Annotated in this window: 13 protein-coding genes and 1 riboswitch; of the genes, 7 read left to right on the forward strand and 6 right to left on the reverse strand. The window is 69.4% G+C overall.

Annotated features, from left to right (window positions below; genetic code table 11):
* Positions 1–11 precede the first annotated feature (11 nt).
* Positions 12–455: a hypothetical protein gene (locus ACFQW8_RS16740; RefSeq protein WP_380089328.1), complete on the forward strand. Its 444-nt coding sequence runs from the start codon at positions 12–14 to the stop codon at positions 453–455.
* On the opposite strand, the gene ACFQW8_RS16745 is transcribed toward ACFQW8_RS16740, so the two are convergent.
* Together ACFQW8_RS16745 and ACFQW8_RS16750 are read right to left on the reverse strand one after the other, a co-directional pair.
* Complete coding sequence (locus ACFQW8_RS16745) at positions 442–1545, reverse strand: sensor histidine kinase (RefSeq protein ID WP_380089330.1); 1104 nt, start codon at positions 1543–1545, stop codon at positions 442–444. The genes ACFQW8_RS16740 and ACFQW8_RS16745 overlap by 14 nt on opposite strands.
* Positions 1538–2233: a response regulator transcription factor gene (locus ACFQW8_RS16750; RefSeq protein ID WP_380089331.1), complete on the reverse strand. Its 696-nt coding sequence runs from the start codon at positions 2231–2233 to the stop codon at positions 1538–1540. The genes ACFQW8_RS16745 and ACFQW8_RS16750 overlap by 8 nt, the downstream gene beginning before the upstream one ends.
* Positions 2234–2479: 246 nt before the next feature.
* On the opposite strand from ACFQW8_RS16750, the gene ACFQW8_RS16755 reads away from it, so the two are divergent.
* Positions 2480–3019, forward strand: coding sequence for a M15 family metallopeptidase (locus tag ACFQW8_RS16755; RefSeq protein ID WP_380089807.1), 540 nt, complete (start codon positions 2480–2482; stop codon positions 3017–3019).
* A gap of 453 nt (positions 3020–3472) precedes the next feature.
* A complete protein-coding gene (gene helR, locus ACFQW8_RS16760; protein WP_380089333.1) occupies positions 3473–5617 on the forward strand; it encodes an RNA polymerase recycling motor ATPase HelR in 2145 nt (714 codons plus the stop codon).
* A gap of 48 nt (positions 5618–5665) precedes the next feature.
* Here helR and ACFQW8_RS16765 read toward each other — a convergent pair whose 3' ends face one another.
* Both ACFQW8_RS16765 and ACFQW8_RS16770 read right to left on the reverse strand, forming a co-directional pair.
* Positions 5666–6070 carry a VOC family protein gene (locus ACFQW8_RS16765; protein ID WP_380089335.1) on the reverse strand — a complete coding sequence of 135 codons (405 nt, stop codon included), beginning with the start codon at positions 6068–6070 and terminating at the stop codon, positions 5666–5668.
* 10 nt (positions 6071–6080) lie between these two features.
* Positions 6081–6524 (reverse strand): helix-turn-helix transcriptional regulator, encoded by a 444-nt coding sequence (locus ACFQW8_RS16770; RefSeq protein WP_380089337.1) that lies wholly within the window; start codon positions 6522–6524, stop codon positions 6081–6083.
* An 83-nt stretch (positions 6525–6607) separates the two neighbouring features.
* Here ACFQW8_RS16770 and ACFQW8_RS16775 point away from each other — a divergent pair, with 83 nt between their 5' ends.
* Together ACFQW8_RS16775 and ACFQW8_RS16780 are read left to right on the forward strand one after the other, a co-directional pair.
* Positions 6608–7069: a GNAT family N-acetyltransferase gene (locus ACFQW8_RS16775; RefSeq protein ID WP_380089338.1), complete on the forward strand. Its 462-nt coding sequence runs from the start codon at positions 6608–6610 to the stop codon at positions 7067–7069.
* Between the two features lie 51 nt (positions 7070–7120).
* Positions 7121–7186, forward strand: a riboswitch (guanidine-III (ykkC-III) riboswitch).
* 13 nt (positions 7187–7199) lie between these two features.
* Entirely contained in the window at positions 7200–7514 is a 315-nt protein-coding gene (locus tag ACFQW8_RS16780) for a DMT family transporter (RefSeq protein WP_380089339.1), read from the forward strand.
* On the opposite strand, the gene ACFQW8_RS16785 is transcribed toward ACFQW8_RS16780, so the two are convergent.
* Both ACFQW8_RS16785 and ACFQW8_RS16790 read right to left on the reverse strand, forming a co-directional pair.
* Positions 7504–7842 carry a single-stranded DNA-binding protein gene (locus tag ACFQW8_RS16785; protein ID WP_380089341.1) on the reverse strand — a complete coding sequence of 113 codons (339 nt, stop codon included), beginning with the start codon at positions 7840–7842 and terminating at the stop codon, positions 7504–7506. The genes ACFQW8_RS16780 and ACFQW8_RS16785 overlap by 11 nt on opposite strands.
* Positions 7843–7982: 140 nt before the next feature.
* The gene (locus ACFQW8_RS16790) at positions 7983–11270 is read right to left on the reverse strand and encodes a GH92 family glycosyl hydrolase (protein ID WP_380089343.1); all 3288 of its coding nucleotides are present in this window, start codon (positions 11268–11270) and stop codon (positions 7983–7985) included.
* Between the two features lie 177 nt (positions 11271–11447).
* On the opposite strand from ACFQW8_RS16790, the gene ACFQW8_RS16795 reads away from it, so the two are divergent.
* Positions 11448–12203, forward strand: coding sequence for an SGNH/GDSL hydrolase family protein (locus ACFQW8_RS16795; RefSeq protein ID WP_380089345.1), 756 nt, complete (start codon positions 11448–11450; stop codon positions 12201–12203).
* Positions 12204–12338: 135 nt separating this feature from the next.
* On the forward strand, positions 12339–13856 hold the full coding sequence (locus ACFQW8_RS16800) for a D-alanyl-D-alanine carboxypeptidase family protein (RefSeq protein ID WP_380089347.1): 1518 nt from the start codon (positions 12339–12341) through the stop codon (positions 13854–13856).
* The last annotated feature ends 40 nt before the right edge of the window (positions 13857–13896 follow it).

Raw genomic sequence — 13896 nt, forward strand, 5'->3', positions numbered from 1 at the left:
TGGAGGCAGCAATGCGCAACAAGGACCTGGACCGTCTGGACGTCCTGACAGGGTCGTGGGACACCACGCTGACCAACGCATGGTTCCTGGAGCCGGCCGATCAGGAGGTGCCCGGTTCCGCGACGATCGAGTGGCTGGCCGATGCCTTCCTCGTCGCCCGTTGGACCATGCAGGGTGATGTCGGGGAGGCCACGAGCGAGCAGGTCCTGGTGCTCGGCCGCAGCGACGCCCGGGACGAGCTCACCGCGCTCTACCACGACGAACGAGGCGTCTGCCGCGTCTTCGACATGACCTTCGACGGTTCACGGTGGACTCTGGTCCGCGAGGATCCCGACATGCACCAGCGGTTCGTGGCGGACGTCTCGCCGGACCGGCTCGACGGGCGCTGGGAGGCCTCCGAGGACCAGGGCTCCACGTGGCGCAAGGACTTCGACCTCATCTTCACCCGCCGGTGAGGTGAGGGGCGAGGGGAAGGCTCACCTTCACGGACAGTCCGCCGCCCGCGCGGGGTGTGAGAGTCAGCGCTCCGTCGTGAGCCCGGGTGATGCTCTGGACGATGGTCAGGCCCAGGCCGACACCTGTGTGGTCGGTGCGGATGCGTTCGGTCCCACGGCGGAAGGGCTCCGCCAGGGTGCGCACCACGTCGGGAGACAGCTCGACACCGTCGTTCTCGACGATGATCCACGCGGTCGTCCGCCCCACACCGGTCGTCACCCACACGGTGCCGGCATCCGGCAGGTTGTGGACGATGGCGTTGTGCACGAGGTTGGTCGTGAGCTGCAGCAGCAGAGCGCGTGAGCCGAGGGTGGGGGAGGGGGAGCCGGAGGTCTCGATGGTCAGTCCCCGTCCCTCTGCCAGAGGTAGGAGCGTCTCGGTTGCCTCCTCGGCCATGAGGGAGAGGTCGACCGGCTCGCGGGCGAACGACCCTCGATCGGCGCGGCTGAGGACGAGCAGGGCCTCGGTGAGGTCGATCGCGCGGGAGTTGACGAAGTGGAGACGGTCGATGAGCTCGATGGGGTCGCGGTTCGCGTCCTGGCGGGCCACCTCGAGGAGCGTCTGGGTGATCGCGAGCGGTGTGCGCAGCTCGTGAGAGGCGTTGGCCGCGAACCTCTCCTGTTCGGCGACGTGGGCCTCGAGCCGGATGAGCATCCTGTCGAAGGCGTCGGCGAGCTCACGGAACTCGTCCCGGGGACCTTCCAGCTCGATCCGGTGGGCGAGAGAGCCCTCCGCGGCGAGGCGGGTGGCCCGGGTGATGCGGGACAGGGGAGCGAGCATGCGCCCGGAGAGGACCCAGCCACCGACGAGGCCGAACAGCAACAGGGCAGCCATGGCCCACGCCGCCTTGGGGACGAACGCGCGCTGGAGGTCGGAGCGGTTGGGCACGAACCTCGCAGGTCCGGGTCCGGGTCCGGTGGTCACGTCCGGCACGTAGCGCAGGAGGAAGACCCACACCACGGCGAGCAGCAGTGCGCCCGCGACCATGAGGAACCCGGCATAGCTGAGGGTGAGCTTGAGCCGGACGCTCGGCCCAGAGGGTCTATCCACGACCCGCTCGCTCCGGTCCCGTGCCGGAGGCCGTGTCGATGCGGTAGCCGACGCCGGCCACCGTCGCGATGACCCAGGGTTCACCGAGCCGTTTGCGCAGGGCCGAGACGGTGATGCGCACGGCGTTGGTGAACGGGTCGGCGTTCTCGTCCCACGCCCGTTCCAACAGCTCCTCGGCACTGACGACGCCGCCCTCGGCGCTGACGAGCACCTCGAGCACGGCGAACTGCTTCCTCGTCAACGCGACGTAGCGACCGTCGCGGAAGACCTCCCGGCGGAACGGATCCAGCCTCACACCGGCGATCTCCCGCACGGGTGGGCGGCTGTGACCCCGCCGACGGTCGAGAGCCCTGAGACGCAGGACGAGCTCCTGGAGCTCGAAGGGTTTGGTGAGGTAGTCGTCGGCCCCGAGCTCGAACCCGGACGCCTTGTCGTCCAGGCGGTCGGCCGCCGTGAGCATGAGAATGGGTATGCCGCTCCCGGAGCGGATGATGTGCCCGGCCACCTCGTCGCCGGACGGGCCCGGGATGTCGCGGTCGAGGACGGCGATGTCATAGGTGTTGACGCCCAGCAGCTCGAGGGCGAGGTCACCGTCGGGGGCGATGTCGGAGGCGATGGCCTCCAGCCGCAGCCCGTCGCGGATGGCCTCGGCCATGAGGGGTTCGTCCTCGACGATCAAGACACGCATGCCGTCGATGCTAGGGCGGGCGGCATATCCGCGGCGTATCGAGAACGGCATACGCGATGGCAACGCGGTGGTGCCTTGACTGACGTCATGACTCCTCGAGAAGCAGCCGGCAGAACGAGCCCTCACCATCGGTGGGGTCCGCGTCTCGGTGGCCCACTGCTCGTCGCAGCCATGGTGGCAGTGGTGGGCAACCACCTTCAGGGGCCATCGTCCACTGCGACGCAGGGGACATCCGCGTCGTCCGAGATGGTGACCGTGGCTGTGCCCTCACGACTGGCGCCGGCTGCGGTGAAGCCCACGGGCTCGGGGCCCGGGAAGCGGACTCCTGATGGATCGGGGGCCGGCGCCGGCGTGCCTGAGGATGCGACGGTCTTCGACACCGACGTCCCGGCGGTGCGCAACCTCGACCGCGACCTCGCAGACGCCCTCCGCCGGGCGGCGGGGGAGGCGCAGAGGGAGGGGGTTGCCTTCGTGGTCAACAGCGGCTGGCGCTCTGCGGAGCACCAGGAGCGGCTCCTTCGAGACGCGATCCGCCGCTACGGCTCCAGGGCCGAGGCGGCCCGCTGGGTGGCGACACCGAGCACTTCGGCCCACGTCGCCGGGGAGGCGGTCGATCTGGGACCTTCGGCTGCGACGGCGTGGCTGTCCGAGCACGGCGCAGCTCACGGGTTGTGTCAGATCTATCGCAACGAGCCCTGGCACTTCGAGCTGCGTCCCGACGCCGTCGACGACGGCTGTCCTCGCATGTATGCCGACCCCACGCAGGATCCGCGGATGCAGCAGTAACGACGGCGTCATTCCGTCGGGGGCCACGGTTCGTGCGAGTCGTCAAGGGCTCTACGTTGGGACAGGAGGGGAGGTCGCCCTGGGTCACAGTTCGCGTTACTTGACATAATGTTGATTATCGGCGTTATGGAACGACCAGAAGCATCCGCGGAACCGCTGCGTACTCACATGTCTGCACGGGCGGGCTTCCTCCCCGTCAACGGTCGAGCGAACACGTAGCACCGGGGTCACACGGGCCGAGCTGGGCGGTTGCTTCTGGCACGTGCCGGGACGCCTTTGCCGGACCCGTCCACGGCTGTTTGTCGACAGCCACCCCGGGGCAGAAAAAAGAAGGATCGCCCGAGGCGTCCTTCCACTCCCAAGATATAGCGCATGGGGGGCCTTGCCGCAAGCGGCTGTTCGTGTCCAGAATTTCAGGTCGTGGCCGGAGGTTCCGGCCGGACGGAGCCCTGAGTGACGACGACGACCACCCCTTTCTTTCACCTTCCCGAACACCTCTCCCCCAAGGCTGACGAGCGCCAGATCGCCTCTGACGGGCGGCATTTCGCAGCAGTCGCCGCCAGTCTCGAGGAGTCCATCGCCCAGCTCTCCGAGCGGCTCGCCGTGGCCCGTTCCTCGCCGGGCGGCACGGGTCAGGCCGCCATGGACCGGGACCTCGAGATCCACCGACTCACGGCGCGGCTGCGCGCCCTGACCCGCTACGGCGTCGACCTGTGCCTCGGTCGCATCGTGCCTGCCGACGACGCCGAGCCGATCTACATCGGCCGACTGGGACTCACCGACAGTGACGGCACTCGGCTGCTGATCGACTGGCGCTCCCCCGCAGCCGAAGCCTTCTTCGGCGCCACCCATGCCCACCCGATGGGTCTGGTGAGTCGACGCCGATATCGCTGGCAGAGCGGCCGGGTGACCGACTACTGGGACGAGGTCTTCACTGCCGACGGGCTCGAGGGCCATGCAGCGCTGGACGACCAGTCGGCGTTCATCGCCAGCCTCGCCAGCAGTCGTTCCGAGCGCATGCGTGACGTGCTCGGCACCATCCAGGCCGACCAGGATGCGATCGTCAGGGCCGGCTCCAAGGGGGCACTTGTCGTCGACGGAGGACCAGGCACGGGCAAGACGGTTGTGGCGCTGCACCGGACGGCATACCTGCTGTACTCGGATCCGCGACTCGGCCACCGCAGGGGCGGTGTCCTCTTCGTCGGACCGCACCAGCCCTACCTGGCCTACGTGTCCGACGTCCCGCCGAGCCTGGGCGAGGAAGGTGTGCTCACCTGCACCATCCGCGACCTCGTGACCGAAGGTGCCGATGCCCCAATCGAGCCTGATGCCAACGTTGCCCGCCTCAAGGGCACCGTCGACATGGTGAAGGCCATCGAGCCGGCGGTCGCTCTCTACGAGGAGCCGCCAACGGCCGGACTCACGGTGGAGACCCCCTGGGCCGACGTCTGGTTGGGCCCCGAGGACTGGAGTGTCGCGTTCGAGGCCGCGGCGCCCGGCACGCCCCACAACGAGGCTCGGGACGAGATCTGGGACGAGCTGGTGTCGATCATCATCACGAAGCACGAGGACGACGAGGTCGACGCCCCGCACGACCTCCTGCGCAGGACCCTGCTGCAGAACGAGGAGCTCATGGAGACCTTCCACCGGGCCTGGCCGCTCGTCGAGGCCGCCGACCTCGTGGGCGACCTGTGGTCGGTCCCGGCCTACCTGCGTCGGTGCGCCCCATGGCTCAGCCGGGAGGAGGTCCGGTTGCTCCAGCGCGATGACGCCCAGGCATGGACCCTCGCCGACCTGCCCCTGCTCGATGCGGCACGACAGCGGCTCGGCGACCCCGAGGCCTCGCGACGCCGGCGTCGGCGGGAGGCAGCTTCGGCCGTCGAGCGCGAGCAGATGGCCAAGGTCATCGATGACCTCATCGCGGCCGACGACGGCGAGGGTCTGGTGACGATGCTCCGCCACCCCGACATCCGCGAGAACCTCGTCGACGAGGCGGCCACCCAAAGCGCGGGTGCCGACCTGCTCGCCGGTCGATTCGCCCACATCGTGGTGGACGAGGCGCAGGAGCTGACCGACGCCGAGTGGCAGATGCTGCTCGTGCGGTGCCCGTCCCGCAGCCTCACCATCGTCGGCGACCGCGCCCAGGCGCGACAGGAGTCCTGGGAGCAACGCCTCGAGCGCATCGGGGTCGACCGGGTCACCACGGCCTCGCTCAGCATCAACTACCGCACCCCCGAGGAGGTCATGGCCGAAGCCGCACCGGTCATCCGCGCAGCACTGCCGGACGCCAACGTGCCGACGAGCATCCGCAGTGCCGGCGTCCCGGTCACCCACGGCCGGCGCTCAGACCGCGACGAGATCCTCTCGATGTGGCTCGCCCAGCACGACGACGGCGTCGCCTGCGTCATCGGTGATCCGAGCTTTGAGTCGACGGACCGGGTGCTGTCCCTGACGCCGGCGCTCTCCAAGGGGCTCGAGTTCGACCTCGTGGTCCTCGTCGACCCGCAGACGTTCGGTGACGGGGTCGAGGGCGCCGTGGACCGCTATGTCGCCATGACCAGGGCCACCGAGCGGCTCGTGATCCTCACGAGCCGTTGAGTCGGTCAGAAACCGCGCCCCGGGGATGCACATCGGCAGCAGCCCGGATCAGGCCTGGTTGATGCGGACGTGGTTGCCGGCGGGGTCGCGGAACGCGCAGTCGCGCACGCCATACGGCTGGTCGGTGGGCTCCTGGATGACGTCGGCGCCGGTCGCCTGGATCTGGTGGAACGTCTCGTCGACGTCGGGCGACTGCAGGACGATGGTCGCGTAGGTGCCCTTGGCCATCATCTCCAGGACGGTGGCACGCTCCTCGTCGGTGATGCCCGGATCCACGGCCGGCGGCGTGAGGACGATCGTCGTCCCGGAACCGGCTGGACCGACGGTGATCCAACGCATGTTCTCGTAGCCCACGTCGTTGCGGACCTCGAAGCCCAGGACGTCTCGGTAGAAGGCCAGCGAGGCCTCAGGGTCGTGGTGCGGGAGGAACGTGTGGTGGATGCTCAGGTTCATGCCGCTGACGCTAGCGGGGCTCGAACGGCGGTGCTTCTCGATTCCTGATCGGTCTCGTGACCGCCTTGGTGACGCACGACGGCAGCTCGCCGGCCGACTCCTCGGCCAGCTGGCGATAGGTGCTGGGCGGCATACCCACGAGCTCGGTGAAGCGCGTGCTGAACGTGCCGAGGGAGGAGAAACCCACAGCGAAGCAGACCTCAGTGACGCTCAGGTCACCCCGACGGAACAGGGACATGGCCCGCTCGATGCGGCGCGTCATGAGATAGCTGTAGGGCGACTCGCCGTACGCCGCCTTGAACGACCGGCTCAGGTGACCCGAGGACATGTGCACGTCTGCCGCCAACGCCTCGACGTTGAGCGGCAGGGCGAACTCACGGTCCATGCGGTCCCGGACCCGTCGCAGCAGCGCCAGGTCGCGCAACCTGTCGTCCGACCCCGAGTGTCCTGCCACGTCGACGATCTTGCTACGTCCGACGGCCTCCCCGCACCCACTCAGCCATGGTCCGTCGTCGCGATGAGCGCTAGCCTCACGCCATGGACACGAGCTTCCCGGCAGGAACGGACGATGAGTTCCGCTGTGCCGCAGGCCTGCTGGTGGACTTCAACACGGAGTATGACGACCCGACGCCAGATCCGGTGTGGCTCGCCGGCCATCTCGCGAGCCTGGTGCAGGGTGGCGACACGAGCGTCCTGCTCACGGGGTCCCCACCCATCGGGCTGGCGATCCTGAGGTTCCGGACGGCGACGTGGGATGCCGGGCAGGAGGCCTACCTCGCGGAGTTCTACGTGGCTCCCGACCACCGCGGCCGGGGCATCGGGCGAGCCTTCCTCGCCGAGGTCCTCGACCATGCCCGTGCCCGTGGAGCCGTCTACGCCGACCTCAACACCTCAGAGGACGACGAGGCCGCGCGTCACCTCTACGAGGACTTCGGTTTCGACTGCCACGAGGGGCGGGGCGAGGGTCCGCTCGCCGTCTACTACGAACGCGACCTGTGACCTCCGGACTCGGCGCATTTGCCGCCCCCTCCCCCGTGTGAGACCTTGGTCGGAGAGCCTGCTGCAGGCTCCCGGACGAGGGGCGCCGTACCCGGCAACGCGACAAGACGGCCCGCAGGAGCAGCTCGTCATGTCGTGGATCGTCCTTGTCCTCTCCGGTGTGCTGGAGGCCGTGTGGGCCACTGCCCTCGGCCGGTCGGAGGGCTTCACCCGACTCGTCCCCACCCTCACCTTCGGCATCGCCCTCGTCCTCAGCATGGGTGGGCTCGCCTTCGCCATGCGCGACCTTCCGGTCGGGACGGCGTATGCCGTGTGGGTCGGGATCGGTGCCGTCCTCACCGTGGGTTATGCGATGGCCACCGGCCGGGAGCCGACGTCACCCCTGCGTCTGGTCCTCGTCGCGATGATCGTCGCCGGCGTCGTCGGTCTCAAGCTCACTCACTGACCCCCCGACGACGTGACAGCTTGGTCACCTCGACCTCGTAGCGGCTGGCCGCTCCACCGGGTGTCCGGAAGAAGCGGCGACGGAGGGCGCCGACGACGTGCACCTGGTCCCCGTCGCCCACCCGCTCGGCGGACCGACGTGTGGTCGACGACCAGCAGGCCAGGTCGATGGTGTCGACCGGTCCTCCCTTGGGCCGGGTCACCACCAGTCGCAAGGTCACGATCTGGTCCCCGCTGGGCAGCTGTCGCGACTCGGGTTCGCCGCTCACTCGCCCGGACAGCTCCACCGTGTTGACGGACGGCGTCGTCGGATCGACGATCCTCGTCATGTTCCACTCCCCTGCTCACGCCGCACGCGGCACCAATGTCTGGTGCCAGCGTGTGGTTGCGTGGCCGGGGGCCGCCAGCCCTGGCGGGCGATCTGTGGACGACGTCCCAGAGACCGCCCGCCTGTGGACGAGCGCCCGCGTCACTGGAGCGTCAGTGCGTACACCTCGAACCGCGGGTCGTTGGGCAGGGTGATCGACTGCAGCTGCTTGCCGCCGTCGGTCGCCCCGCTGGCCGCGAACAGCTGCACCGGCGGACCGTCGACCCCGGAGCCACCCTTGATCCGGTGGTCCATCGCGATGGCGACGGTGTTGCCGTTGCGACCGCTCCCGGCAGCCCAGTCGGTCAGAGCGACCGGCACGTTCGCCACGGAGCCGTCGGTGTAGGTCACGCGAAGGGCCGTCGACACGTCACCGTTGTGGGTCGCTCCGATGAGGCGCAGCTGTGAGCGCGCACCGGCCGGGACGAGGAGCGTCTGTCCCCGCGCCTCGACGAAGTTGGGCGTCGTCCCGAGAGCCGACGGGACGGCATACTCCACTCCCCCGTGCTCCCACGAGCCGGCGGCCGGGAGCAGTGCTCCGTCGAACGCCCAGCCGCTTCCGTCGAAGTTGCCCTCGGTGGTCGCGGTCACGGTCGCCGTGCCGTCATGGTTGCGCTCGGCGCCCAGGTCGACGGCGCACGGAGCCGCAGCGTTCGCGCACGTCAGCGGTTCCTTGAGCGTCACGGTCAGCGTGCGGACGACGTCGGGCACGCCCGGGGCCGACGCGGTGACGACGACCTGGTGGTCACCCGGTGCCGCGTCCGCGGGCAGTCCCAACGTCACGGGGACGGATGCCGAGGCGGGCACACCGTTGCTCTTCAGCACGACGTCGGTGCTGGCCCTGGTGGCGCTCCAGCCCTCCGGGACAGCCACCGACACACGGGTGGGCAGGCTCTTCTGCGCCTGTCCGACGAGGTCGACGACGAACTTGCCCGAGGTCGCGTCCGTGCCCAGGACAAGGGGGTTGGGTCGCGCGGTCATGCTCAGGCTCACCTTGGACGAACCCTTGGAGGTCGACACCGATGGCGGCACGTCGGAGGGACGGGTACCCCACGAGCTCGGGGTGTCACCGACGACGTGGGAGATCTGACCGCCCGATCGCAGTGCGTCCCAGCCGATCCAGCTCTTGGTCGTGCGCGAGCCGTTGACCGTCAGGGACTGCACGTAGCGACGGTCGTCGGAGACACCGGGTGCGGTGATGGTCAGCCTGCCGCCCTGCCGCGCGGTCCCCGTCTTCGGGGTAGCCACGGTGATGTCGGTGCGCTCGAACTGCGGGCTCGACACGACGAAGTAGTTCGCGCCACTCATCGGCGGGTGGATGCCCCACGAGGACATGACGTACCACGCTGACATCGTCCCGAGGTCGTCGTTGCCGGTCATGCCGTCCGGTCCGGGGTTGAACAGCGTGTATGCCGCCCGTGCCACCGTCGCGGTCTTGGAGGGCTCCCGGACCCACGCGTACATGTAGGGGGCCAGGAGGTCGGGCTCGTTGTTGGGGTTGTAGGTCGGCTTGGAGTAGTAGGCGTACGTCGCCTCGATCCAGTCGTTGCGCACCGTCCCTGCAGGGTCGGTCAGCAGCTTGTCGTAGGCGAAGAAGTCGTCGAGGCGCTCCGACGCCTTCTCCTGACCGCCCATCAGCTTGACGAGGTCGGCCGGGTCCTGGGGCACGAGCCACTGGTACTGGTACGCCCCACCCTCGTGGAAGGCGCGTGACGCCTCCACCGGGTCGTACGGGTCGAGCCAGGTGCCGTCCTCGAGCCGCGGGCGGAAGGTGCCCGTCGTGGAGTCGAAGAGGTTGCGGTAGTTCCGTCCTCGCTCGTCGAACATCGCGGCGTCAGCGGTCTTGCCGAGGCCCTTGGCCATCTGCGCCAGCGACGCGTCAGCAGCGGCGTACTCGAGGGTCGCCGACGCCGGGTGGACGCAGTCGTTGTCGCCGCCGTGGTGCACGCAGTCGGTGCCGAGCTCCAGTCCGAACGGGATGTAGCCGAGCTTCTCGTAGTAGTGCTGTCCGCTGCGTCCGTTGAACTGGCTGTCCACCGGCGGTCGCTCCGTGGCGTTCTGCCTCAGCAGCGCATAGGCCTCGGCCTCGTGACCGGCGAGGAAGCCCTTGGACCAGCCCTCGACGAGGAAGGGCGTCACGGGGTCACCGGTCATGATGTTGGTCTCGCTGTTGGCCAAGGCCCAGCGGGGCAGCCAGCCACCCTCGCGGCCGATGGCGAGGATCGACAGGTAGGAGTCGCGGGCGACATCGGGCTCGAGGATCTCGAGCAGCTGGTTCTGCGGGCGGTAGGTGTCCCACAGGGAGAAGTTCTGGCGGGCGGTCCAGCCGTCGCTCGTGTGGATCTTGCGGTCCCAGCCGAAGTACTTGCCGTCGACGTCCTCGGCGAGGTTCGGATGGAGAAGCGCGTGGTAGAGCGAGGAGTAGTAGGCCGTGCGTCGTGCGCTCGTCCCGCCGGTGATCCGCGCCTTGCCGAGCTGGCTCTCCCAACGCTGGGTGAGGGCGGTGCGGGTCGCGTCGAAGTCGAAGGACGACCCCGTCTCTGCGGCGAGGTTCGCGCGGGCACCGGGCACGCCGGTGTAGCTCAGCCCGACCTTGAGGGTGCTGCTCGTCGTGCCCGCGGGGAACGTCACCCAGGCGCCGTTGCCCCCACGGACGGTGGAGGCGTCACGACCTCCCGGCGTGCGGGTCGACCCGGTCCAGGTCCCGAAGCTCTCGAACGGCTTCTCGAACTGGGCCGAGAAGTAGATCGTGTGCTCGTCCTTGCCGGCACAGAAGTTGCCGTTGTGGATGCGACCCTCGATCGTCCGGTCGCCCACGACATGGATCTCGGAGTCGAAGACGGTGCTGTTGGCCTTGGCCGTGTTGAAGAGGACGTTGGCCTGCTTGCCGGCCGGGAAGGTGTAGCGCTGCCACCCCGTGCGGTCGGTCGCGGTGAGCTCGGCGTCGATGTCGTACTTCGTCAGACCCGCCCGGTAGTAGCCGGGTGTCGCCTCCTCGTCGGCGTGCGTGAAACCGCTCCGGTATGCCGTGTGGTCGGTCGATGTGACCGCTCCCGTCGTCGGCATGACCGGGAGCTCGCCGACCACCGGACAGCCGACACCCGACAGGTGGGTCTGGCTGAAACCGTGGATGAACGACTGGGAGTAGTCGTAGCCACCCTCTCCCCCGGTGTCGGGGCTCACCTGCACCATCCCGAAGGGCGCACTCGCCCCGGGGAAGGTGTTCCCGTTGTCCTGCGTCCCGATGAAGGGGTTCACCTCTGCGGTGAGAGGCGTCGCGGCGGCTGCGGCGGGTAGGCCACCCGAGCCGTTGCCGGGCACGGCGACGCCGAGGGCGACGACGAGGCTGCAGGCCAGAGTGAGGGCAGACCTGGAGAGGATGCGGCGCATTGATGCTCCTTGTGGGGCGACGGTGATCCACGAGCTGTGCGAGCTGTGACATCTTCACCATCCGGGGCCGCGCTGACCTGGTCAATCGCAGCGTCCCCCCTTGTCCGGTCAGGTCACGCCACCGGACAGACAAGGACCTCCGCAGGGTGCCGCCGGACTCGTGGAACACTGCGAGGCATGAACGACCGCCTCGAGAACGGCGCACTGGCCGCACTTCTCGTCCTCACCTTGGTCCTCGTGGGCTTCTCGCTGCGCAGCCGGGGTCCCGAGGCCGCGGCGCCGCAGACCTCGGCTTCGACGACGCCGTCCATGACCACGGCACCGTCGCCCTCGTCGTCCGCGTCGTCGACCACCGGGGCGGGATCGGTCGTCTTCCTCGGGGACTCGGTCGCGGAAGGCAGGAGCGCGACGACCCGGGCAAAGCGCTGGACGAGTCTCGTGGCGGCCGACCTCGGACTCAAGGAGGTGAACCTCGGCCACGCTCGCACGGGCTACCTGCGCAAGGGATCGGAGGGTTCGTGCGGCGACGCGGCCTGTCCGAACTTCGAGGGCATGGTCGACGAGGTCGTGAGGGCAAAGCCCTCCGCCGTCGTCGTCACCGGTGGCGGCAACGACGCAGGCCTGCCCGCCGAGGACTTCTCGCAGGCCGTCAGCGACACCCTCGGCGACCTCAGGAAGGCGCTGCCGCAGGCGAAGATCTACGTGGTCAACCCGTGGTGGGACCTCCGCCCGGTCCCGGAGTCACTGACGGCCCAGACGTCCGCCGTCCGGGCAGCCGCGACGGCCGCGGGGGTCACCTATCTCGACACGAAGCAGCCGCTCGTCGACCAGCCCGAGCTGATGGTCGCCGGCGGAACCAACCCCAACGATGCCGGGCACGCAGCCCTCGCCAAGGTCGTCTCCGAGGCCATCGGTCAGACGTCAACCGGCTGACAGGCCTGTCCCCCTCCTCTAGGGTGGACCGGAGAGTCATCGGGTCCTGCCCGGTCAGCGCAGGGCGCAGGTCGTGCGCCCGGGAAGTGAACGTCCACCATGCAACGGAGAAGGCTGTCGCGGATCGCGACAGGGTTGGCCGCATCAGCGGCTGCCGTTGCGCTGACGGTCGGCTCGGCCGCTGCCGAGCCGGTGGACCCGAGCGCGACGACCCCGGTGGCCGAGCCCGCCGAGACGACCACCACGCCTCCGCCGACGACACCACCCCCTGCCACGACACCACCCCCTGCCACGACCCCACCTCCGGCCACGACGCCCCCTCCGGTTACGACGACACCACCTCCAGCGACGCCCCGGCCGAGCACCACGCAGCCGTCCACCACGACGTCGCCCCCGACGACCCCGCCTCCCGCGACGGATGCGCCCCCCACCCGGCCGGACCCCTACCCCGACCCGACTCCGACGCCACGCCTGCCGTGGAACCCGCCCGCACCGGGTGACTCCGATGACGGACCCCGGTCCTTCGACCCCGACAACCTGCTGACCACCACCGACCTGGCCCAGCAGGTCGCCGCCGCCGACCAGATCTGGGCCCAGATCACCGCGTCCAACACCGGCCTGTCGCTCGCCCTCAAGGAGCTGCAGGGTCTGGCCGCGCAGTCCAATGCCCTACTGGAGTCGCTGACCGAGGCGCGGGCCGCCGAGAAGACTGCGACGGCTTCAGCAGCGCAGGCCAAGATCGAGCTGGGCGTGCTCCAGGGGCGCCTCGATCGCGCCCGGGCCATCGTTCGCGAGTGGGCGTTCCAGGCCTACGCCGAGGGTGGCACCGGCGCCGAGATGCTCTCGATGCTCGACGCGATGGGCGCCGACGAGGCGGAGGTGGGCGACCCGCTCGGCGACCTGTCCTACCTCACCGACCAGCGCGTGCGAGCCGTCGACGAGGTCCGGACCCTGACCGCGCGTCAGCGAGAGCTCACGACGAGCCGAGCAGCCGCCCAGAAGGTCGCCGTCGAGGCAGCAGCCAAGATCGTCCGCGAGAAGGCGTCACTGGACGCGCTGGTCAGGACGCAGCAGACCAAGCTGGCCCTGCTGCAGAAGTCGCAGGCCGCCGACGTCGCCAAGGCGGGGCCCATCGCGGCATACCTCGTGGGAATCCAGACACCCGAGGCCAAGGCGGCCTACGCCAAGCTCGCCAAGGTGCTCGGGTCCGCGGTCCCGACGGCGGGCGTGGTGAAGCCGTGCAGCACGGCCTCCGGCGCGTACCCCAACGGCATGTTCCCCACGTCGGCGCTCTGCCCCCTGTGGCAGGCCCCGGGAGAGATGTTGTCGCCCCGAGCCGCAGCCGCCTACAACGCCATGAGCATGGCCTACGCCAAGCAGACGGGCAGCCCGATCTGTGTCACCGACTCCTACCGCTCGCTCAGCCAGCAGTACGTCACCAAGGCCAAGCGTGGGCGCTTCGCGGCTCGCCCCGGCACCAGCCGCCACGGGCTCGGCATGGCGCTCGACCTGTGCGGTGGCATCAACAACTTCGGCTCCCCCGCCCACCTGTGGATGAAGCAGAACGCTCCGCTCTACGGCTGGTTCCACCCCAGCTGGGCGGGTCCTTCCGGCGCCACACCGGAACCCTGGCACTGGGAGTACGCAGGCTGAGTAGACGTACTCGCCCGCTCACCCCTTCCGGTGTGCCACA

Origin of the sequence: Knoellia altitudinis (genome assembly GCF_042666355.1) — a bacterium.
Lineage (GTDB): Bacteria > Actinomycetota > Actinomycetes > Actinomycetales > Dermatophilaceae > Knoellia > Knoellia altitudinis.